The sequence below is a fragment of the Longimicrobium sp. genome (assembly GCA_036389135.1).
GTDB lineage: Bacteria > Gemmatimonadota > Gemmatimonadetes > Longimicrobiales > Longimicrobiaceae > Longimicrobium.
The window spans coordinates 1-22,017 of record DASVQP010000019.1 but is presented as its reverse complement, the minus strand read 5'-3'; the positions used below and the strand labels follow the sequence as shown (position 1 = coordinate 22,017).

Sequence of the window (22,017 nt, the reverse complement as noted above, 5' to 3'; positions counted from 1 at the left end):
GGGAAGCCGGGGCCATGCCGGCACAGACGGGCAGCCCTGGGGTTCGCTTCCAAGGAAAACCCTCCGCGGGCAAGATAGCCGCGAAGGGTCTCCTTCGTCACTTCAGCGTCCAGGCGTTCGCCATCCGTCGCGTGCGGCGGGGGCTCTCGTCAACCGTGCGTGCTGGTGTCCGCGCCCACGAGACGTAAATTGCGGGGCCCCTCATTTGCACCCCGCCTCCCTCCGAATCCGAACCAAACCATGCCTTGCTGAGGAGCCCACTACCGCCTCGCTACGCCTGCTTCAGCCGTCGACCTAACTTCCCGTGAAGCTGAGTACTGATCATTCCTTCCTCAGCCACCAACCCGAGAAGCGACATCGTCAGGGCAGCATCACTCCGAAGATCCTCTTCGACCTTCTCCTTCGAGATGAGTTTCTTGAGAGCCTCGGAGTGTGCGACCTTTGCGACGGCTATGGTACCATAAACTTCCAGGACAATGCGCTTCACCTCATCTGCGACTGGTGCTGGAAACCGATCTTGCCAGTGACGGAGCTGTCCCTCAATCACCGGGTGATCGTGGTTGATCAGGACACACCCGGATTTCCACTCAGCGTTCGGCGGTTCCCACGAACACAGCACTCCCTCAGGTAGATCGGCCGCCCCCACAGTGCGATAGTCAGGAATACCACCGGCAACAGTGCGCGCAGAAGCCGGCTCGGCTCCGGGATCGCTTCCCATGCTGATGTCAGACCCGGCACCGCCGGTTCGCCCATTACCAGGTCCCCCGCCCCTCCGACCTCCACGTCCACTGTGAGGACCATGGGGCCGCCTAGCCATCTGGACCGGCTTTACGGTTGTGAGACCTTGCGCATCCTTGACCAGCTTCAAGATACGCCAACGACTGCCGAACCGCTCCTTCAGTCGCTCACGCCAAGCGGGATCGCTAAGTGTGCCAACTTGGCCTTCACGGACGTTTCGAAGAGCTTCCAAGATCTCGTCAGGCAGCCGTTGCGCGAAGTCGTGCCCCCATTCGGTCATAGGGATCGGATCCCCGACCCATCCAGCTCCAGTCATTAGGAGTGCGTTTCGATCACCCCTAGGATAAACACCGTAGCGGCTCGTCTCCTCCCAAAACGGCGGTCGAACGACCAACCAAAGTCGCTCCCGGACGGCGTTCTCCGTAACGCCGAAGCTTCGGAATCGGCTGTGATGATCACTCAGGTCATAGAGCTCGTTTCTATAGAGTGCTGCGGTATAACCATTCAGCTTCGCGTAGGATTGAACGGCCGGACGACCACCCTCCCATAAATACCAATCCACCACGGTTCCGTCGTCGAGATCGACCGTCCCGGCACTCGCTAGTTTTCCGTCCGGGAACTCCTTGGGATACTCCACGAAGAACTTTGCGCCCTCGACATTTCGGTTGTTGATCCGCCTGTTCTTTGGCCCGTTGAACGCCTCAGCAGAAGAGGCGGGCCACCGATCATGGCTCACGAACTCTTCCACTGTGCAAGTTACGCCGGTTGGAAGCTCCCAAAAGCGCTCATTCAGGAATCTGGTAACCCCCCGAAGCGCATCCTCTTCTCTGCCAGGATCGCCGCGGACAGAATCCTGAGACGGATCGTTCCCTAGGAGCACCAGGACGGTGCCATGTCCTTCCTCCCGAATCCAGTCAGGACCGACTAAGCCCCAATGGCAACCATGCTCCGGATCATCAAAGGGGGTGGCGACGTGCACGATCTCCTCGTTGTCCCACTCGTCAACGGCGACAAACGGACGCAGCTTATATTCTCCCGATTCGGGATGCCGGTAGACCCATATCATCGAAGCCACACCATCTTGATATGAGACCACTACGAGCCCGTGGTGATTCCATGGAAATAGCGATGCTTTGGCCCCCATGCCAAAATTCTCGTGCTCGCCACCGATAGGCTTGCCACCCCCACCAAAAGTTCGGAAAAAGCGGATCAGTTCGGTGGGGCTCATTCCGACACCGTCATCCGCCACATATCTGCGGTATACACGCATGGAGTCGACAGCCTGCCACTCAACTCCGAAATGCACACGGCTCGCCCGTGCCTCAAGTGCATTCTGGAAGGTCTCTCTTACCCACTGGTAGCGCCCGCTCTGGCGATACACCTGATTGATCAGGTGTTGTACGCCCTCTGCTTGAATGGAAAGGGAGTGCGGTGTGTCCTTCCAAGACATAGAACCTCCGATGGATAGCCCAAGGGCTCGTTTCCGAGCGCTTGGTGATTTGAGGCGCTAGGACCCGGTGGGGGTGCTAGCTATGATTTCTGCGCTTCCAACGCTCGGAAGGGCAGTATCCTCAATGTAACCTGGAGCGCTCTGGCCTACAATGCAGATACCGCTGATCTGCTTCTGTTTCTCTCGTGTTAGAGCCCGAACCGCAATGTTGAGCGTAGAGGAGATACCAGAATCGGCTGGGCGCGGTCCACAATCTCGCGAGCGAGAGTGGCGAAGGGCTACGTTGATGGACGCGGCTCTCCACCCATATCGCGAAAAGAGCTCCACGGCCGCCTCGGCCGTGGAGCCCCTTCGTGCTGCACCGGCGCTGGCTCAGCGTCGCGCGCCGGCCTTGGTGGTGATGCGGATGACGCCGTGGGCGGCGCGGGGGTCGTTGGGGTAGAGGCGCGCGGCGGCGGGGCCCTTGATGACTTCGACGTTGTCGATGCTGCCGGGGGCGATGGTGCGCATCGCGCTGGGGTCGGTGATGCGGCCGTCAACGACCATCAGGCCCTCGAAGTTCTCGCCGGTGCGGGCGTGGACGGGGCCGAAGGACTCGCGATTGGGGTTGTTGCCGCGGATGCGGATCTGGGCGCCGCCGGCTTCGTTGCGGAAGACGGTGAGGTCCCGGGTGTGCGCGGTCCCTTCGAACGTGGGCGCGCCGGTGGTGATGGTGAAGGTGCCGGTGCCGTCGTTCTTGCGGCGGACGGCGATCTGGGCGATGCGGCCGGCGGCGACTGCACGCGCCTCCTCGGCGGTCACCTGCTTGCCGTCGACGAAGTAGGTCATGTTGGCGTCGTCGCCGACGACGCGGAAGCGGGTGGCCTGCGTCTCGGCGGCGCGGACGTCCATGCGGTCGACTTCGGCGGTGGTGGGGAGCGCGGTCTCGCAGGCGGCGACGAGGGCGCCCATCGCCAGCACGCCGAGCAGCCCGGCGCGCGCCGGGGCGAAGCGCGGAATTCGTACGTTCATGGCTCGTATTCTCCGTTCCAGGGATGAGGGCGTGCCGGCCAGCGCCGGCGCGCCCAGGGTGAGGCCGGGTCCACGCCCGGCCATGTCGATCAGCAGCGTTCCGTACGCGGCGGGCCGCACACCGTGGCGCAGCACGCGGGCATCGCAGTCCAGCTCCACGGCCGTCCGCAGCCGGCGGAGCATCCACCAGGCGGCTGGGTTCCAGGGGACCAGCGCCGCGGCCAGGCACCCCGCCGCCAGCAGGAGCGGATCGCGGGCGCGGATGTGCTCGCGCTCGTGCAGCACGACCAGCCGTTGCTCTTCCGGCGTGGCTTCCAGGAGCCAGCGCGGGACGACCACTTCGGGCGTGCGCACGCCCAGCACCGCCGGGCCGACCCGCGGCGCCACCCGCACGGGCGTGCCGGCGACGTCGTGCAGCGGCCAGCGGCGGCGCTCGCGATTGCCACGGTGGAGGGTGGCCGCGGCGATCGCCAGAAGCGCGGCGGTGAGGACGAGCCACCCGGCCGCCAGCGCCTCGCCGGGGATGCGGGCGCCGAGTGTGGCGGCATCGCGCAGGGTGTCGCCGGCCAGGTCGCGGACGGCGGTGGCGGCGTCGGTGAGGGCGGCGAGCAGGCCGGCATCCGTGTCGTCCGCCGCGACGGGGGCGGTGCGGCGGACGACGGCGGTGTCGATGGCGAGCGAGGTGGGCGCGGAGGTGCGGAGCGGGGCCAGCGCGACCAGGGCCAGGGTGGCTCCCATCGCGCCGATCCACACCCAGCGCACGGGGCGGCCCAGCAGGCGGCACACTTCCTCCAGCACCCACGCAGCGGCGGCGACCAGCACGCTCACCAGGAGCGAGTACAGCATCCACGACACGATCATGGCTCTTCCTCCATCCGCTCGGCGAGAAGGCGGCGCATGCGCTCCAGCTCCTCGCGCTTGAGGCCGCGGTCGGAGACGAGCTGGGCGAACATCAGCTCCGCGGAGCCCTGAAAGACGGCTTCGCGGATGCGGCTGATGGCGCTGCGGCCCGCGCGGTCCGGGGCCACGGTCGGGTGGTAGCGGTAGGCGCGGCCCTCCGGCTCGTGGCGCACGTACCCCTTTTCTTCCAGCGTCTGCAGCACGGAGAGCACGGACGTGTAGGCCAGCTCTTCGCCGAGCGCCTCGCGCACCTCGTTGACGGTGCCGGAGCCGCTCCGCCAGAGGATGCTCATCACGTCCAGCTCGCGGGGTGTGAAGGTGATCTCGGTCATGGTCTCATCTACGGGTTCTTCCGTAGGATAATGGGTGGGTGGGTGGTTGTCAACGGGTTTTTCCGTAGGTCGGGGGACGGCGGGTCTCACGCGGAGACGCGGAGACGCGGAGGGAACCGCAACTGCTTGGCTCACACAGAGACACGGAGACACAGAGGAGGGCTTCCGTGGCGTGTCTTCGGGTTGGATGCCGGGATGGTGAGGAGGGTTGCGGGGGATGGTAACTTCTCGATTCGGGGGGGCACTTCATCGCACCAGGCGGCGGATCTTCATGAGGCGGCTCGTGGCACTCGCGGGAGGGATGGGGGTGCTGCTCGGCTTCTGGGTGGCGGGGGAGGCGCTGGTGTCCGTGGCGCGGCTGCCGATGCCGGGGGGCGTGGCGGGGATGCTGCTCATGGCGGCGGCGCTGAAGGCGGGGTGGCTTCCGCTGGTGTGGGTGCGGGCGGCGGCGGAGCTCCTCGTGCGCTACATGGGGCTCCTGTTCGTGCCGCCGGGGGTGGGACTCATGCTGTACTTCGATCTGATCGGGCGCGAGTGGCTTCCGATTACGGCGGCGGCGGTGGGGAGTACGATGCTCGTGCTGCTGACGGTGGGGGGCCTTATGCAGCGGATGGAGCGGCGTGGCTGAGGTGCTCTCCATCGTCGCCACGGTGGCGGTGTACGCGGCGGCTTCACAGCTCTACCGGCGCTGGCGGATGCCATTCTTCAACCCGGTGCTGGTGTCGGCGGTGGTGCTGATCTGCGCGTTGCGGGGGATGGGGATCGATCACGCGCACTACGACCGCGGCGCGCGGATTCTCAGCTTTTTCCTGGGGCCGGCGGTGGTCGCGCTCGGGGTGCCGTTGTTCCTGCAGGGCGAGGAGATCGCGCGGCGGGGAAGGGCGATCCTGACGTCGATACTCGCGGGGAGCGTGGTGGGGATCGTGTCGGGGGTGTGCGTGGCGGCGTGGCTCGGCGCATCCGCGGAGGTGGTCAGGTCGCTGGCGCCGCGCTCGGTGACGACGCCCATCGCCATCGGCATCGCGGATCGGATCGGGGGGATTCCGTCGCTGAGCGCGGCGCTGGTGATCGGCACGGGGGTGCTGGGCGCGGCGCTGGGGCCGGCGGTGCTGAGGGCGGCCGGCGTGAGGAGCCGCACGGCGTTCGGTCTGGCGATGGGGGCCGCGGCGCACGGCATCGGCACCGCGCGCGCGGCGGAGGAGGGGACTGCGGAGGCGGCGGGCGGCGGGCTCGCCATCGGGCTGATGGGGGTGGCGACGGCGATTCTCGCTCCGCTGGTGGTGGCGCTGCTGGCTAGGGCGGGGGTGCTGGAGTGAGGCGGCGGCATCAACGCGGGGGCACGAACGCCGGGGCACGAACGCCGGGGCGGGTCGCCGGGGGCGGGTCGCCGGGGGCGGGTCGCCGGGGGCTGAAGCCCCCGGCTGGAACCACGGGAAGCCCACTGAAGTGGGCTCGAGAAGCGCGGCACTGGACCCGGAGTCCGCGGAGGCGGACTTTGTGCTGTTGTTGCCGCGAGTTCACTCGCCCAGGGGCTTGCCTTACCCGCCCAGCGCCAGCCGCACCTCACGCGGGCCGCGCAGGAAGGCGTGGCGGCGCCAGCGCACCTCGGCGTCGCGCAGGCGCAGGCCGGGGGCGCGGTCGAGGAGCATGGGGATGGCGACGGAGGCTTCCAGGCGGGCGAGCGGCGCGCCCAGGCAGTAGTGCGCGCCCAGTCCGAACGCGAGGTGGCGGTTGGGATCGCGCGCGAGGTCCAGCGTGTCCGGTGCGGCGAAGTGCGCCTCGTCGCGGTTGGCGGAGCCGATCACGCCCAGCACCATCTCCCCGCGCCGGATCGCGACGCCGGCGATCTCCACGTCTTCGCGCGCGTACCGCTCGGTGGCGAGCTCCACGGGGCTGACGAAGCGCGCCAGCTCCTCAACGGCGGGGCGGAGCAGGGCGGGGTCGGCGCGCAGGCGGTCGCGCTGTTCGGGGTGCTGGAGGAGGGCGAGGACGCCGCCCGCGATCAGGTTGACGGTGGTCTCGTGGCCGGCGACGAGGAGGATGAAGACCATCGCCAGCAGCTCGTCGTCGCTCAGGCGGTCGCCGGCTTCCTCGGCCTGCACGAGGGCGGTGATCAGGTCGTCGCGCGGGTCGGCGCGGCGGGCGGCGAACTGGCGGCGCAGATAGCGGAACATCGACCACACCGTTGGGAGCAGGCGCACCGCGCCGATCCCGGGCGACGCGGAGACGATCGTCGTGGACCAGCGGTGGAAGCGGTCCCGGTCCGCGGCCGGGATCCCCAGCAGCTCGCCAATGATGGTGAGCGGGATCGGCAGCGCGTAATCGCGTACCAGCTCCATCCGGCCGCCGCGAGTGGCGCGCGTGATCAGCTCGTCCGCCAATCCCTCGATCCTGGGCCGCAGCCGCTCCACCAAGCGCGGCGTGAACGCCTTCTGCACGAGCGAGCGGAGGCGCGTGTGGTCCGGCGCGTCCAGGTCCAGCATGTTGCGGGTGAGGGGGCGCAGGAAACCCGGCATCCAGGGCGCGGCGCCGGAACGCGCGTGCGCCGGGTCCTTGGCGAAGCGCGCATCGCGGAGCAGCGCCGCCACGTCGTCGTACCGCGTCACCAGCCACACCGGCCTCCCGCGCCCCAGCCGCGACCGGAAGACGGGCGCCTCCGCCCGCAGCCGCGCGTACGTGGGATGCGGATCGGCCTTGAACCTCGGGTCCGCCAGTTCGAAGCTGATCTCACGCATCGTTCGCCGTCAGTCGTAGTGGATCGAAGCGAGGAACGAGCGGGGGTGAGGGCCCTCACTCCAGCTCGTCCAGCTCCCGCAGCGCCGGCACCTTGTACGCGGTGACGCTCACCACCCCGAGCGTCATCAACCCGCCCAGGAGCACGGAGTTGACGGCGCCCAGCAGCCGCGCCGCCACGCCGGACTCAAAGGAGCCGATCTCGTTGGACGAGCCGATGAAGATCTGGTTGACGGCCGAGACGCGGCCCAGCAGGTGCTCGGGGGTGCGCAGCGTCAGCAGGGTGGAGCGGATCACCACGCTCACGTTGTCCAGCATCCCGCTCAGCGCCAGCAGGCCGAGCGAAAGCCAGAAGGAGTGCGACAGGGCGAAGAGGATCCAGCACACGCCGAATCCCGCCACGCACAGCAGGAGCGTGGGCCCGGCGCGGCGCAGCTTGCGGTGCGCCAGGACGAGCGACATCGCCACGGCGCCGGCGGCGGGGGCGGCGCGAAGGACGCCCAGCCCCTGCGGCCCCACGCGCAGGATCTCGGACGCGAAGATGGGGAGGAGCGCCGGGGCGCCGCCAAAGAGCACCGAGAACAGGTCCAGCACCTGCGCGCCCAGCAGCTGCGGCTGCTTCATGAGAAAGCGGATGCCGATGGTGAGGTTCTGGCCGATGGTGCCCTCGCGCGCGGCGGCGGGGCGGCGCGTGTACGCGATGCGCGCGAAGAGAACGAGCGCGAGCGCGCAGAGCGCCGCCTCCGCCGCGTAGGCGGCGCGGGCGCTGGCGAAGCCGTACAGCACCCCACCCAGCGCGGGCCCCATCACCGCCCCGAACTGCCAGAGCGACGAGCGCCACGCCACCGCGTTCGCGTACGTCTCGCGCGGCACGATCTCCGCTCCCAGCGCGGTGCGGGCGGGCTGCAGAAAGGAGCGCGCGATGCCGCTGGCGAACACCACGGCGAAGATCGGCCAGGTGCCGCCGGCCAGGATCTGCGGACGCATCGCCAGCGCGAGCAGGGCGCCGCCGCACGCCGTCTGCACCAGGAGGGCGGCGAGGCAGAGGCGCTTGCGGTCGTGCAGATCCGCCACGTGGCCGGCGTACAGCGCGGCGCCGATGAAGGGGATCGCCTCCGCAAGCCCCACCAGCCCCAGCGAAAGCGGGTCGCGCGTGATCTCGTACACCTGCCACGCCACCACCGTCGCCTGGATCTGCGTGCCCAGCGTGAGCGCCACCAGGCTCGCGACGTACCAGAGGAAGTTGGGGTTGCGAAGGGATACGTACGGGTCTTGCCGCTCGGCCATCGACGGTTCTTCCGGGCTGGGGGAGCGGGACGATACTCCGCCACTCCCGTTCCGCGCAATTGAGGCCGCGGGACGGTGGCGGCATGGCTCGCGCGGAGAGCGGAGTGCCGTGGCCCCGAGCCCGGCCGGACACGACGGTTTGTGCAAAGTGATGGGGCTGAGACGTTTGCTTCCGCAGAACGGCTCCCCTAGACTTCCAGCGATGCAGATGCTCATCCGCGACTCCCTTCCGGCGGCGCTCCTGGCGTGCGCGCTCCTGGCCGGGTGCGACACCGATCCCACCCTGGGCACCCCCTCCACCACGCCGGTCGCACTGGCGGCGGGGGGCGGGCACACCTGCGCGCTGCTGAGGTCGGGCGAGGTGTACTGCTGGGGGAGCAACGACTTCGGCCAGATCGGTGCCGGGGCCGCGCCCGCCAGCGTTCCCGAGCCGGCGCGCGTGGCGAGCGGGGAGCGGTTCGCCGCCATCAGCGCGGGGGGCGAGACGACGTGCGCGCTGAACGAGGCGGGGAAGCTCTTCTGCTGGGGGCGCAACCCGGCGCAGGCGTTCGGCGTTTCCGAGCCGTTCGTGAGCTCGCCGGTGGCCGTCGCGGCGGCGATGACGTGGCGCTTCGTGAGCGTGGGCTACTCGCACATCTGCGGGATGTCGCTGGACGGGGTGCCGTACTGCTGGGGGAGGAACATGCAGGGCCAGCTCGGCATCGGCCGCGCCGACACCGACACGCACCCCTTGCCGGAGCCGGTCGCCGGGCCGGTGCGGCTCACCTCGGTCGTCGCGGCCACCATCCACAGCTGCGGGCTGGATGCGGCGGGGAAAGCGTACTGCTGGGGGCTGAACTGGCAGAACGTCCTCACCACCGACCCCGCACCCATGCAGCCGCGCCCCGCGCGCGCCGGGGGCGAGCTGGCGTACGTGGAGCTGATGACGGGGACCACCTTCGCCTGCGGAAGGACGGCGGACGCGCGGGTGTCGTGCTGGGGCGACAACACCTCCGGCTCGTTCGGCACCGGCGACTTCGCCGGCGGGCGCGATCCGCGGCCGGCGTTCGGAGGGGCGCCGCTCCGCGTGCTGGCGCTCAACTCGGAGAACACCTTTGCGGTGCACGCGTGCGTCACGGGCAGCGACGATGCGGTCGTCTGCTGGGGGAGCACGGCGAGCGGGCGGCTCGGCGGCACACCTCCGGCTCCCACGCCCTGCTTCTCCACCGCCGCGGCGATCACCTGCGACCCCCTGGGCACGCGCGTCGCTACGCACCGCTTCGCCGCGCTGGAGCTGGGGAGCACGCACTCCTGCGGCCTCACTCGCGACCGCACCGTGCTGTGCTGGGGCGGCGGCGAGCGGGGGCAGCTCGGCAACGGCGGCCTGACCAGCTCCCCCACGCCCGTGACGGTGCACCTCCCCTCCTGACGATCGTCCGCGTAGGCTTGTGTCAGCGATAGACACGAACCGGCCGCACATGCTTTTCGCATCATCCCCGGTCGGGGCGAGCGGGACGCCTGAAAAGGAGCGTTACGCAAATAAATCACGGCCAGGTCACGGCGGGCGCGTTATACTGGGCGCACGCGGCGCCGCAGAGGCCGCGTAATCCCCTCACCCTACCCCGGAGGAACAGGATGCACCTCACCCGCATCAGATCCGTCTTCGCCCTTGCCGCGGCGGTCGTGGCGCTCGCGGCACTCCCGGGCGGCGCCAGCGCCCAGACGTACTACGGTTACGAGAGCCTTGCCTGGACGGCCAAGTGCATGGACAACTACCGCGGCTACCTTACGGGCGGCAACAACCTCCAGATCTACAACTGCCAGTCTTCCGTCAACCAGTACTTCACGCGGGCGAGCGACGGGCACGTCATCGTGCAGAAGGGGCAAAAGGATGCCAACGGCTACCAGTACTGCATGGACTACTACCCGTCCAACGGCTCGATCGGGTCGCAGGTGAAGATCTGGCCCTGCCGCCCGCTCACCGGCACCGCCGACAGCCAGCACTGGTACCTTCTCAGCAGCGGCCAGTGGATGGGCGGGAGCGGCAACTGCGTCTCCGCGCAGGCCGGCACCAACGAGACCAAGCTGGTGATGGCCGCCTGCAACCCGAGCAGCCCGCCGAGCAATACGCGGTGGAAGACCAGGCCGTGAACCGCAGTGCGTGAGTGCGTTAGTGCGCGGGGGGCATGTTGAGGACGGCGCTGAGTCCCCCGACTATGTCATCCTGAGGGAGCCGCATTGGCCGGGCTCCGAGGCGCCACGCCGAGCCAGTGCGGCGACCAACGGATCTTACTGCGCGTGCCGAGGGGCCCGTCGTCACCCGCCGTCCTCTTGCCTCGCCGGCTAGATCCTTCACTCGCCGCAGAAGCTACGCGTACAACGCGGGTGTTTTGCGCGGCGGCTCTCTCAGGACGACAGAAGGGGGGGAAGGCTGACTGGGCACTGGGCACTGGGCACTGGGCACTGGGCACTGGGCACTGGGCACTGGGCACTGGGCACTGGGCACTGGGCACTGGGCACTGGGCACTGGGCACTGGGCACTGGGCGGCACTCGGCACTAACGCACTCCCACACTAACGCACTTTCAGTTTCCTCACGGGGACGCCATCCACGGCGTCCCCGTCGTCCTTGCCGCGGGTTGCGTGCGGCGGTATCGTCCGCGGGTTCCCCTGATCGACCATCCCGCCCGCCGCGCACTCTCGTGACCGAAGCCACGGTAGCATCCACCGAGTCCCGCCTCGTACGCGCCCTGGGGACGTGGGCGCTGGCCGCCAGCATCGTCAACGTGACGGTGGGCGGCGGCATCTTTCGCCTCCCCGGCGAGATGTCGAAGCTGCTGGGGCCCTCCGCACTCTGGGCGTACGCGGTGTGCGCGCTCGCCATGGGGCTGATCGTCCTCTGCTTCGCCGATGCGGGGAGCCGGGTGGCGCTCACCGGCGGGCCCTATGCCTACGTGGAGACGGCGTTCGGGCCGTTCGTGGGCTTCCTCTCGGGGGTGCTGCTGTGGGCGGTGGGGACCTTTGCGCTCGCGGCCGTCTCCACCGTGCTGGCCGACTCGGTGGCGGCGCTCGTGCCGGCGCTGAGCGGGCGCGTGGCCAAAGCCGGGGTGCTCGTGGTGGTGTACGCGCTGCTGGCCGGGGTCAACGTCGGCGGGGTCAAGCAGGGGGCGAGGCTCAACGACGTCGCCACCGTCGCCAAGCTCCTGCCACTGCTGCTGCTGGTGGGGGCCGGCGCGCTGGCCGTGAGCCCGGACAACCTGGCCTCCACGCCGCCCGAGACGGGGAGCCTGGCCCGCGCCTGCATCGTGCTGATCTTCGCCTTCGCGGGGGTCGAGAGCGCGCTGGTGCCGAGCGGAGAGGTCCGCAACCCGGCGCGCACCGTTCCGCGCGCCATCCTCATGGCGATGCTGGGGATCACTGTGCTCTACCTGGCGCTGCACGCCGTTGCGCAGGGGGTGCTCGGCACGGACGTGCTCGCGCAGAGCGCCACGCCTCTCGCCGATGCTGCCGGGAAGGCGATGGGCTCCGGCGGGCGCACGCTGATCCTGGTGGGGACCGCCGTCTCCACCTTTGGCTACGTGAGCGGGATGATCCTGGCCGTCCCCCGCGGCCCCTTCGCCATGGCGCGCGACGGATTCCTGCCGCGCGCGCTGGCCTCGGTGCATCCCCGCTTCCACACGCCGCACGTCGCCATCATGGTGCAGGCGGTCATCACCTGCGCGCTCGCGATCTCCAGCCAGTTCATCCTCCTGGCCGTGCTCGCCAACCTCAGCACGCTGCTGCTCTATGCGGCGTGCTGCGTGGCCGCCTGGGAGCTGCGCCGCCGCGGGGTGACCACCGACGGCGCGATGCCCTTTCGCGTGCCCGCCGCGCCGGTGATCCCGTGGCTGGCGCTCGCGGTGATCGCGTTCATGCTCTTCTCGGTGACGCTGAAGGAGTGGGCCTGGGTGCTCGGGGTGCTGGCGCTGGCGGCGATGATCTTCTTCATCACGCGCCCCAGCCGCGCGCTGCGATGACGACGTACTGCGAGGCGGCGGACGGGCACCCCTTTCACGGGCCCTACCACGACGAGGAGTACGGCTTTCCGCTCCGCGAGGACGACGAGCTGTTCGAGCGGCTGGTGCTGGAGATCAACCAGGCGGGGCTGTCGTGGCTCACCATCCTCAAGAAGCGCGACGCCTTCCGCCACGCCTACGATGGGTTCGACGTGGAGCGCGTGGCGGCGTACGGCGATGCCGAGCGCGCCCGCCTGCTGGCGGACGCCGGGATCGTGCGCAACCGCCTCAAGGTGGACGCGGCCATCGAGAACGCGCGCACCGTCCTGCGCCTGCGCGAGTCGCACGGCTCGTTCGCGGGGTGGCTGGACGCGCACCACCCGCTCACGAAGGAGGAGTGGGTGAAGCTGTTCAGAAAGACGTTCCGCTTCACCGGCGGCGAGATCGTGGGCGAGTTCCTGATGAGCACGGGCTACCTGCCGGGCGCGCACCACCCCGGCTGCCCCGTGTACGCCCGGGTCGCCGCGCTCCGACCGCCCTGGATGACCTCAACGCCGGTGCCGCTATGAAGATCCCCAAGGAGTGGCTGTCGCAGAAGGCGGGGAACGCGCCCATCTCGGAGCACCGCAACCTCTCCGAGATGACGGCGATGCGCATCCGCATGGCGTGGCAGAAGCTCAAGGCCAAGGCGGAGGAGGGCGACGAGGTGTGGGCCTTCGCGAACCCGTCCAACACCTGGAAGAAGCTGGGGAAGCAGACCGGCTACGCCCTGGTGCGCAACGGCAAGATCGTCGAAAGCATCGTGGTCACGAACAGCTTCGACTGAACGGCAACCGCAGCATCACACAGAGACACAGAGGGTAAAGGCAAGAACAGAAAAGGAGTTCTCTGTGCCTTCGCTGTCTCCCTCCGTGGCCTCTGTGTGATGCTTTTTCCGGTCAGGCGGCGATCGCGGCGCGGTAGGCGGCGAGGGTCTCCGCGGCGGTGCGGTCCCAATTGAAGTGGGCGGCGCGGGCCAGCGACCGGACGCGGAGATCGTCGCGCAGCGCCCCGTCGTGGTACAGGCGGTACATCGCGTGGGAAAGGGCGTCGGCGTCCTGTGGATCGACGACGAGCGCGGCGTCGCCCACCACCTCCGGGATCGAGGAGCGGTTCGAGGCGATCACGGGGGTGCCGCACTGCATCGCCTCCAGCGGCGGGATCCCGAACCCCTCGTGGAGCGACGGGAAGACGAAGCCGAGCGCCCCGCCGTAGAGCGCCGCCAGCTCCTCGTCCGGAACGAAGCCGGCCATCACCACGCGGGCGCCCCGCGCGCGCGCCTCCGCCACCGCCCGCTCCACCCCCGCGGTTCCGCTCCCCGGCGGCCCCACCACCACCAGTGACAGGTCGCGGCACCCCTCCTGGCGAACCAGGCGGGCGAACGCTTCCACGGCCGCTTCCACGTTCTTGCGTACGTCCAGGAGCCCGAGCGAGAGCAGGTACGGCCCCGGCGGGATGCCGAGCCGCACCCGCACCGCCTCCCGCCGCGCCAGGTCCGTGCTGGGGAAGAAGAGCTCCGGGTCCGCGGCCAGGGGGACCACCGAGATGCGGTCCGCCCCGGCGACCCCCATCTCCACCAGGTCGTCGCGGGTGGCCAGCGAGGTGGTGATCAGCCGGTCGTGAGGCGCCAGGCTCCCGATGGTCACGGCCAGCGACTGCGCCCGGTTGGCGTCATAGAGCGCGGCGTAGCGGGGGTGCACCACGTCGTAGATGGTGAGCAGGCGCGGCGGCGAGCCGGGGCGGAGCGGCGGGAGAGGGGCGCCCGGCGAGTGGAAGACGTCGACGGGTGGCGCGGCGCCGGTAATGGGCGGGTGGACGCGCTGGTCGAGCGCGCGGGCGCCGGAGCGCAGCACCCCCGGGATCGCGTGGTTGGGAAACCACTCCCGGAGAGCACGGTGCACCCGGCGCGCGGCGCGGCCGATTCCGGACGCCACCGGTGCGGACGGGCCGATCAGGGGCACCCGCGCGAGCACGGGATCGGTGCGCAGGTACTCCGCCGTTCCGGAGAAGGCAACGCTGGAGATGTTCGCGCAGAAGAGCAGTTCGCATTCGCCGGTCCGCAGCAGCCCCGCGGCCAGATCGCGGTGCGCGCGGAAGCTCCCGCTGCGGCTCTCGGGGTACAGGTGCCCGAGGCCCAGCCAGGAGACGTCGAGTAGAGTGCGCATGGGATCGATCAGGAGGGCCGCGCGCTTTCCCTGCCGCGCGCGGGCAATCTACCCGATCCCACGGCCGCGCGACAGGCGGCGCGGCGCCCCGTTGCCGGGGTACCGATCATCCGCTACGTTCGTCTTTTTCGTCCCGGCTGCCGCGAATCCAGCGATACACCATGAAGGCTGCGCTCGACGGCGCGGAGGTCCTGATCCTGGGCGGCACGGGGTCGCTGGGCCAGCGCCTCTTCCACCGGATACTGGCGGACGAGATGGGCTCGCCCGCCTCGGTCACCGTCGTCTCGCGCGACGAGGCCAAGCAGCACGCCATGCGCCTGGAGCTGATGCGCCAGGCCACGGCCACCGACGACGTCATCTACAACGAGACCGCCAAGCGCGCGCGCTTCGCCATCGGCGACGTGCGCAACTACGCGGACATGCGCCGGTACGTGGAGCGCTCGGACGTGATCTTTCACGCCGCCGCGCTCAAGCAGGTGCCCACCTGCGAGTACCACGGCGCGGCGGCGGTGGACACCAACGTGATCGGTGCCATCAACCTGGCGCGCGCCGTCTTCGAGAGCCGCGGCGGCGGCAAGCACGTGGTGGGGATCTCCACCGACAAGGCGTGCAAGCCGGTGAACATGATGGGGATGACCAAGGCGATCCAGGAGCGCATCCTGGTGCAGGCCAACCTGGACACCCCCGGCTGCCGCTTCGTGAACGTGCGCTACGGCAACGTGATGGCCTCGCGCGGCTCCGTCATCCCCTTCTTCATCGACCTGGTGCGGCGGGGCAAGCCCCTGCCCATCACGGACCGGCGGATGACGCGCTTCCTGATGACGCTGGACGAGTCGGTGGACCTGATCTTCCGGGCGCTGCGCCACGCCAACGCCGGCGAGACGTACGTCCCCCTCCTCGCGTCGGCCAGGGTTACGGACATCGCGCTGGCCGTGGCCGAGGCGGAAACGTACCCCATGACCGACACCGGCATCCGCCCCGGCGAAAAGATCCAGGAGATCCTGGTGAGCGAGGAAGAGGTGGCGCACACCGTCTTCCGCGGCGACGACCTGGTGATCCTCCCCATCCTCCCCGAGCTGCGCGTGGACGAGGTGGGGACGCGCGAGCTTCCCTTTGCCGGCGAGTACACCTCTGGCGCCGCGCCGCTGCCGCTGGCGGAGGTGCGCGCGCTGCTGCAGCGGCACCGCCTCACCCGCGGCACCGCTCCCGAGACCGGCGAGATCTTTCGCTGAGCCGGCCCACTCGAAGCGAGCTCAAGATGCGTGTGATGACCATCGTGGGGACCCGGCCGGAGATCATCAAGCTGTGCCGGGTGATCCACGAGCTGGACCGGTTCACGGACCACGTCCTGGTGCACACCGGCCAGAACTACGACTGGGAGCTGAGCGGCATCTTCTTCCGCGAGCTCGGGGTGCGGCAGCCGGACCACTTCCTCCAGGCGGCCGGCGCGACCCCGGTGGAGACCGTGGGCAACGTCATCGCGCGAGCGGACGCGCTGATCGCGGAGGTGAAGCCGGACGCCCTCCTGCTGCTGGGCGACACCAATTCGGCGCTCGCCGCCTACCCGGCCAAGCGGCGCAGGGTGCCCGTCTTCCACATGGAGGCGGGCAACCGCTCGTTCGACGACCGCGTGCCGGAGGAGATCAACCGCCGCGTGGTGGACCACCTGAGCGACATCAACCTCACCTACACCGAGCACGCGCGCCGCTACCTGCTGCGCGAAGGCCTGGCGCCGGAGACGGTCATCAAGACGGGCTCGCCGATGAAGGAGGTGCTCTCGCACTACGCCGCGCAGATCGCCGCGTCCGACGTGCTGGAGCGGCTGGAGCTGGCGGAGGGGGGCTACACCGTGGCGAGCGCGCACCGCGAGGAGAACGTGGACTCCGAGCGCAACCTCGCCAACCTGGTGGCGACGCTGAACGCGATGGCGGAGGGGCTGGAGCGGCCCGTCATCTTCTCCGCGCACCCGCGCACCAGGGCGCGCATCGACGCGGCGGGCGTGCCCCTGGACCCGCGCGTGCGGATGCTGAAGCCGCTCGGCTTCTTCGACTACGTGCGCCTTCAGCAGGGGGCGTTCTGCGTCGTCTCGGACAGCGGCACGGTGACGGAGGAGGCGTCGGTGCTCGGCTTTCCCGCCGTCACCATCCGCGAGGCGCACGAGCGGCCGGAGGGGATGGACGAGGGGACGCTGGTGATGTGCGGGCTGGTGCCCGGCGAGGTGCTGAACGCCATCCGCGTCGTCACGGGGCAGCACGCCGAGCGCCGCCCCACGCTTGTGCCGGACTACGACACCGAGACCGTGTCGCTCAAGGTGGTGCGCATCATCCTGAGCTACACGCGCTACGTCCGCCGCACCGTCTGGCACGATGCCTGAGCGGCTGCCGCTTCCCGGCAGCGTGCTGGTCACCGGCGCCACGGGCTTCCTGGGCGCGTACGTGGTGGACGGGCTCCTGAAGCTCGGCGTCGGCGTGCGCGCGCTGGTGCGCGCCGAGCACGCGAGCATCCCCGCGTCCGTCCAGCAGGTGCGCGCTTCGGATCTCTCCGACCGCGCCGCGTTGCGTGCGGCGTGCGCGGGGGTGGAGGCGGTGGTCCACCTGGCCGCGCGCACGCACGTCCTGCGCGACTCCGCCCGCGATCCGCTGGAACGCTTCCGGGCGGTCAACGTGGAAGGGACGCGCGTCCTGCTGCGCGAGGCGCTGGAGGCGGGGGCCACACGCTTCGTATACGCCAGCTCGGTGAAGGCGGTGGGGGAGGGGAGCGCGACGTGCTGGACCGAGGATGTAACACCGCGCCCCGCGGACGCGTACGGCATCAGTAAGCTGGAGGCGGAGCAGGTGGTGCGGGAGGCGGCGGCGGGCATCCACGCGCCGATCCTGCGGCTCCCGCTGCTGTACGGCGCCGGCGTGCGCGCCAACATGCTGCGGCTCTTCCGCACCGTTGACCGCGGCGTGCCGATGCCGGTGGGGGGCATCCACAACCGGCGCAGCCTGGGGTACGCCGGCAACGTGGTGGCCGCCGTCGAGACGGTGCTCTCCGCCCCCGCCGCCGGCCACGCCACGCTCTTCGTGAGCGACGACGACGACGTCTCCACGCCGGATCTGGTGCGCCGCATCGCCGCGGCGCTGAGGGTCTCGGCGCGCATCGTCCCCATCCCGCGCGCCATCGCCCGGCTGGCCGCGCGCGCGGGGGACGTGGTGTCGCGCGCGGTGCCGGTGCCGTTCACCACCGGCGCGCTCGAGCGGCTGACCGGCTCGCTGTGCGTGGACGTCGCCACGCTGCGCGGACTGGGGTGGTCGCCGCGCTACACGATGGCCGAGGGGATGGCGGACACCGCGAGGTGGTACCGCGGCCTCCACCCGCGCGCATGACGGCCGGCGAGCGCCCACTGCGCATCCTGGTCCTCTCGCAGTACTTCTGGCCGGAGGACTTCCGCATCAACGACCTGGCGCTGGCGCTGAAGGAGCGCGGGCACCACGTCGAGGTCCTCACCGGCATCCCCAACTACCCCGAGGGGCGCGCGTACCCGGGGTACACTCCGTTCCGTCCCCGCCAGGAAGAGTACCACGGCATCCCCGTGCGCCGTGTGCCGCTGCTCCCCCGCGGACGCGCGGGCGGGGTGCGCCTGGCGCTCAACTACGCCTCGTTCGCGCTCACGGCCAGCCTGCTCGCCCCGCTGGTGGCGCGCCGCCGCTACGACGTGATCCTGGTGTACGAAGTGTCGCCTATCACCGTCGGCATCCCCGCGCTCGTGCTGAAGCGGCTCACCGGCGCGGCGCTCCTCTTCTGGGTGCTCGACCTGTGGCCGGAGGTCCTCCAGGGCACCGGCGCGGTCTCGTCCGAGTCGGTGCTGGGTGCGGTGCGGCGGCTGGCGCGGCGCATCTACCGCGGCAGCGACCGCATCCTGGTGTCGTCGGAGGGCTTCCTGCGCCCCGTCTCGGAACTGGCGGATGGCGATGCGCGCGTGCGCTACTTCCCCCAGTCCGCCGAGCCGTTCTACCGCCCGCTCTCGCCCGAAGAGACCGAGGGCGTTCCGCCGCTTCCCGCGGGGTTCCGGGTGATGGTGGCCGGCAACATCGGCGCCTCGCAGGACTTTCCCACGCTGCTGGCCGCCGCCGAGCTGCTGCGCGACCGGGGCGACATTCACTGGATCGTGGTGGGGGACGGGCGGATGCGGGAGTGGGTGGAGCGCGAGGTGCGCGAGCGAGGGCTGGGTGCCACCGTCCACATGCTGGGGCGCCACCCGGCGGAGCGCATGCCGCACTTCTTTGCGCACGCGGACGTGCTGCTGGCATCGCTGAAGCGCGCCCCGGTCTACGCCTACACGCTGCCCGCCAAGGTGCCGTCGTACCTGGCCAGTGCCCGCCCCCTGATCGCCGCCATGGACGGCGAGGGCGCGCGCGTGGTGAACGACGCCCGCGCCGGCCTCTCCTGCCCCGCCGAGGACCCCCGCGCCCTCGCCGACGCCGTCCTCGCCCTGCGCGCCCTCTCTCCCGAGGAGCGCGCCGCGATGGGCGCCCGGGGCCGCGGCTACTTTTTGGAGCACTTCGAGCGCGAGTGCCTGACGACTCGCCTGGAGGGGTGGATGCGGGAGGTGGCGCCCGCGGAGGGCTGAGTGCTGCCGCGTGCGACCCGAACAGTCCGACAACGACTGATTGATATCACAGGCGGCTGCGCCTGAGTTCTTCGCGTCGCACAACCTGAATGCCCGGAGCCGTTTCATGCAGATGAAAGTACAACAACGCTCACTAGAGTTGCCCCAGTTCGTTCGCTTCGGCACCCCCTAAGTTGTTCCAGACCTCGGCCCGCTCGCGCACGTCGTCGGCACTTGGACGGCCAGGCAGGGTGGGATCCAGGTCCCGTGGCCACCCCCGGCGCTCCGGAAAGCTTCCCGCTTCGGGTGATATGACCAGAGGCACACGGGCAGTGAGCCCGTGTGCTATCTCGTGTGCGTAGAAGAAGGCCCCCTCGCGAGGCTCTGGACAGACTGGAGTGGAATTACGCTTTCATTCTATCTGCAAAAAGTTCAGGTGGAGGTCGTTTATTTGATATTGCCAACCAACGCTCCTCCTGCTTAACGAAGACGTAGGTTTGGCGATTTTCCACTTGATAATGAGGCTTAACATACCGGCCGAGTGGTATGGACCAGTAGTCAAGCAGCCAGTACTCCCTTGTAGCCACTTCGGCACGTTCATGGGTAAGTTTTTTGATCTTTATATCCAGCAGTCGCATATTGGAGGGATTCCCTGGGTTTGAGATTGTCCATCCACGTGCGCTATTCCGTTGTGCAATCGCGGCTATCAACTTGTAAATCGGGCTGTTATCCAAAACCTTTCCGCGAAGTGGTGTTAAATCTACGGTTGGTAGTGCGCTGTAAACTGCAAACTCGGCCTGCATTACCTCCATCGCGAGACGCTCAATTAAGTCTTTCGCCCGGTGGTCATCATTACGGCGATCAACCCACTCTCTCACTACCAAAGCGTAACCATTTACCGAAGGATATCCTTTATCAATCAGGCCCTGCGCCAGACCTTGACGCATAGGCACGAGCTTGAACAAGTAGGAAACGATTGGACCTCCCGACCCATAATATTCTGCGAGACGTTTATTGACCTCATGAACATATTGGGAAGTAGTCCGCCGATCACAGGGGAAGACTTGGTCTCGCATGCCGAGCAGTGCATCAAACGCGAACCGAAGGAACTCCCATTGATTCGAATTCGGCTTGACTGCGAAAGTTCTCCGGCTCATGAGTGTTTGAAACTCGAGGCGCAACAGGTCACGCCGTTCGATTATTTTTCGTAAGGTTAAGACCTCCAGCATAGTTATTTCCAATCAGTAGCTGTTTGGATTCAGACGGGATTTCTAAGGCGCGGTGTGGCCGTGTCACCCGTAGTTCTCACTTCCCCCTCTCCAACCATGTAGCAGTTTGGAAATAAGGTCTCTAAGACCCCCTACCACGTGGTCTAACGGTTATATACGCTTGAGCGACCGGTGGAGGCAAGAGCTGGATAGGGATGGGGATCGGTGACGAAGATTCGTCTCCTCAAGAAAGCGAGGTTTGCGCCTTCTCAAGGTCGTGGACGTGCTATTATCGATCCTTGCAGAAGATACACGTGTAAAGAACCATAGGCTCTCATTTCCGATCCACACATCTTGGCCAGGGGAGATAAACGGGATTTGGAGAACAGAGATCGGTGTAGTTGGGTGCATTGCGATACTTTCTATGCCTCGATTGAGCGCCGGTATCGCAAGGTTGGAACAATCAAGTCACTACGTTGTGTTGCTGATTTGAGCTCGATTTTAAGCTGGTGGCCGAACGATGTTAGAACGTCCTCTCTCAACGATCCCCGGGTTCATTCTATTCGTTGCATTGCTCAGGCTATGGCGTTTAGTGAAGAACGCAGTTCGCTGGCATAATGACGATAAATCGATGTGTCTAACTTAACGTAAGAAGCACAAACCTTGGGGCAGGCTATGCGCCATCAGGGGCGTTGAGTTGGCCCCCCACCCGAGAAAAATAGGAGGTGAGCCGCGGCATGGTGTCTCAGGGTGGGGCTGCCTTAGCCAATAATCAACCCCAAGCCTTCACACTTGCGAACACAGAACTCCTGTGATCTGCTGTGTGGTAACGTCTCTGGAAAAAGGAAGAGTACCATGAGGAACTCAACTCGACGGGTCACAACGATCGCCGTCCTCCTGGCGATCTTCTCTAGCGCCTGCAACGGCTCGCCTACCTTCAGCGATTCGGCTCAGCAGATTTCGCCGCCTGAAACCGATCCGAAGTACTCCATCCTCAACGGGAACGGCTCGCAATGGGTTGGCAGGGTGCCGTTGGATAGATACACCTACACTGACTTCTACTGGCACTACAAATCGGGGTGGGTGAGCGATCGCTACCCCAACCAAAAGTATCTGAGCATCATTACGTATAAGAAGTCAGAGTCGTGGTGGCGCGGCGGCAGGACAAAGGAATTCCACTGGCACACTGCCTTGGTGCGGAACGACTGGGGTAGGCTGTGTATCTACATTTATGAGGTCAACACCCGGTATCAGGAGTGGATCGGTTGCGGCAACAACAGCCGACCTAAGGCGGCTTGGGTGTCTGACCTTGGCTACGCCTACCGCAAGATGCTGCAGGTAGATGGTATCTATGTCAGCCAGCAGCAGGCCGCGATGATGGCCTACCTGGTGATCCCGGTGCTCATCGCAGCCGGTGTCTTGATCGTCGCTCCGGGGCCGCCGTGAAAGGTGTATTGGTTCAGCGGAAATCGAACTTTCCGCAAACGCTTGAGAGTTACACTTTCCCCTCGACCGGCGAGTGGCCGGGACCACGAGCAAGGGGAAAGTACGATGCCCAAGGGGCGGCAGCACACGGCGGATGAGAAGTTG

At 68.0% G+C, this 22,017-nt stretch carries 19 protein-coding genes; 12 read left to right on the top strand and 7 right to left on the bottom strand.

What is annotated here, in order from left to right; genetic code table 11:
- Positions 1-271 precede the first annotated feature (271 nt).
- The 3 genes from VF584_03565 to VF584_03555 form a co-directional block, all read right to left on the bottom strand.
- Positions 272-2,188: a hypothetical protein gene (locus VF584_03565; protein ID HEX8209242.1), complete on the bottom strand. Its 1,917-nt coding sequence runs from the start codon at positions 2,186-2,188 to the stop codon at positions 272-274.
- A 372-nt stretch (positions 2,189-2,560) separates the two neighbouring features.
- A complete protein-coding gene (locus tag VF584_03560; GenBank protein HEX8209241.1) occupies positions 2,561-4,060 on the bottom strand; it encodes a M56 family metallopeptidase in 1,500 nt (499 codons plus the stop codon).
- Positions 4,057-4,431 carry a BlaI/MecI/CopY family transcriptional regulator gene (locus VF584_03555; GenBank protein HEX8209240.1) on the bottom strand — a complete coding sequence of 125 codons (375 nt, stop codon included), beginning with the start codon at positions 4,429-4,431 and terminating at the stop codon, positions 4,057-4,059. Before VF584_03555 ends, VF584_03560 begins: the two co-directional genes overlap by 4 nt.
- Positions 4,432-4,702: 271 nt before the next feature.
- On the opposite strand from VF584_03555, the gene VF584_03550 reads away from it, so the two are divergent.
- Complete coding sequence (locus VF584_03550; protein HEX8209239.1) at positions 4,703-5,059, top strand: CidA/LrgA family protein; 357 nt, start codon at positions 4,703-4,705, stop codon at positions 5,057-5,059.
- Positions 5,052-5,747, top strand: coding sequence for an LrgB family protein (locus VF584_03545; GenBank protein HEX8209238.1), 696 nt, complete (start codon positions 5,052-5,054; stop codon positions 5,745-5,747). Before VF584_03550 ends, VF584_03545 begins: the two co-directional genes overlap by 8 nt.
- A 222-nt stretch (positions 5,748-5,969) precedes the next feature.
- Here VF584_03545 and VF584_03540 read toward each other — a convergent pair whose 3' ends face one another.
- Both VF584_03540 and VF584_03535 read right to left on the bottom strand, forming a co-directional pair.
- On the bottom strand, positions 5,970-7,166 hold the full coding sequence (locus tag VF584_03540) for a cytochrome P450 (protein HEX8209237.1): 1,197 nt from the start codon (positions 7,164-7,166) through the stop codon (positions 5,970-5,972).
- 55 nt (positions 7,167-7,221) lie between these two features.
- Positions 7,222-8,451 (bottom strand): MFS transporter, encoded by a 1,230-nt coding sequence (locus tag VF584_03535; protein ID HEX8209236.1) that lies wholly within the window; start codon positions 8,449-8,451, stop codon positions 7,222-7,224.
- A 202-nt stretch (positions 8,452-8,653) separates the two neighbouring features.
- Here VF584_03535 and VF584_03530 point away from each other — a divergent pair, with 202 nt between their 5' ends.
- The 5 genes from VF584_03530 to VF584_03510 all read left to right on the top strand — a co-directional run bounded on the left by VF584_03530 (position 8,654) and on the right by VF584_03510 (position 13,250).
- The gene (locus VF584_03530; protein HEX8209235.1) at positions 8,654-9,859 is read left to right on the top strand and encodes a hypothetical protein; all 1,206 of its coding nucleotides are present in this window, start codon (positions 8,654-8,656) and stop codon (positions 9,857-9,859) included.
- A gap of 206 nt (positions 9,860-10,065) precedes the next feature.
- On the top strand, positions 10,066-10,581 hold the full coding sequence (locus tag VF584_03525; protein HEX8209234.1) for a ricin-type beta-trefoil lectin domain protein: 516 nt from the start codon (positions 10,066-10,068) through the stop codon (positions 10,579-10,581).
- Positions 10,582-11,131: 550 nt separating this feature from the next.
- Entirely contained in the window at positions 11,132-12,445 is a 1,314-nt protein-coding gene (locus tag VF584_03520) for an APC family permease (GenBank protein HEX8209233.1), read from the top strand.
- On the top strand, positions 12,442-12,993 hold the full coding sequence (locus VF584_03515) for a DNA-3-methyladenine glycosylase I (GenBank protein ID HEX8209232.1): 552 nt from the start codon (positions 12,442-12,444) through the stop codon (positions 12,991-12,993). The genes VF584_03520 and VF584_03515 overlap by 4 nt, the downstream gene beginning before the upstream one ends.
- Positions 12,990-13,250 carry a hypothetical protein gene (locus VF584_03510; GenBank protein ID HEX8209231.1) on the top strand — a complete coding sequence of 87 codons (261 nt, stop codon included), beginning with the start codon at positions 12,990-12,992 and terminating at the stop codon, positions 13,248-13,250. Before VF584_03515 ends, VF584_03510 begins: the two co-directional genes overlap by 4 nt.
- Positions 13,251-13,362: 112 nt before the next feature.
- On the opposite strand, the gene VF584_03505 is transcribed toward VF584_03510, so the two are convergent.
- Complete coding sequence (locus tag VF584_03505) at positions 13,363-14,628, bottom strand: glycosyltransferase family 1 protein (protein HEX8209230.1); 1,266 nt, start codon at positions 14,626-14,628, stop codon at positions 13,363-13,365.
- A gap of 161 nt (positions 14,629-14,789) precedes the next feature.
- Here VF584_03505 and VF584_03500 point away from each other — a divergent pair, with 161 nt between their 5' ends.
- The 4 genes from VF584_03500 to VF584_03485 are packed head-to-tail and all read left to right on the top strand — an operon-like array spanning position 14,790 to position 19,240.
- Positions 14,790-15,860, top strand: coding sequence for a polysaccharide biosynthesis protein (locus tag VF584_03500; GenBank protein HEX8209229.1), 1,071 nt, complete (start codon positions 14,790-14,792; stop codon positions 15,858-15,860).
- 26 nt (positions 15,861-15,886) lie between these two features.
- Positions 15,887-17,002 carry a UDP-N-acetylglucosamine 2-epimerase (non-hydrolyzing) gene (wecB, locus tag VF584_03495; GenBank protein ID HEX8209228.1) on the top strand — a complete coding sequence of 372 codons (1,116 nt, stop codon included), beginning with the start codon at positions 15,887-15,889 and terminating at the stop codon, positions 17,000-17,002.
- Positions 16,995-17,996: an NAD-dependent epimerase/dehydratase family protein gene (locus VF584_03490; GenBank protein HEX8209227.1), complete on the top strand. Its 1,002-nt coding sequence runs from the start codon at positions 16,995-16,997 to the stop codon at positions 17,994-17,996. Before wecB ends, VF584_03490 begins: the two co-directional genes overlap by 8 nt.
- On the top strand, positions 17,993-19,240 hold the full coding sequence (locus VF584_03485; protein ID HEX8209226.1) for a glycosyltransferase family 4 protein: 1,248 nt from the start codon (positions 17,993-17,995) through the stop codon (positions 19,238-19,240). The genes VF584_03490 and VF584_03485 overlap by 4 nt, the downstream gene beginning before the upstream one ends.
- Positions 19,241-19,623: 383 nt before the next feature.
- Here VF584_03485 and VF584_03480 read toward each other — a convergent pair whose 3' ends face one another.
- A complete protein-coding gene (locus VF584_03480; protein HEX8209225.1) occupies positions 19,624-20,448 on the bottom strand; it encodes a hypothetical protein in 825 nt (274 codons plus the stop codon).
- Between the two features lie 834 nt (positions 20,449-21,282).
- Here VF584_03480 and VF584_03475 point away from each other — a divergent pair.
- Complete coding sequence (locus tag VF584_03475; GenBank protein ID HEX8209224.1) at positions 21,283-21,873, top strand: hypothetical protein; 591 nt, start codon at positions 21,283-21,285, stop codon at positions 21,871-21,873.
- The last annotated feature ends 144 nt before the right edge of the window (positions 21,874-22,017 follow it).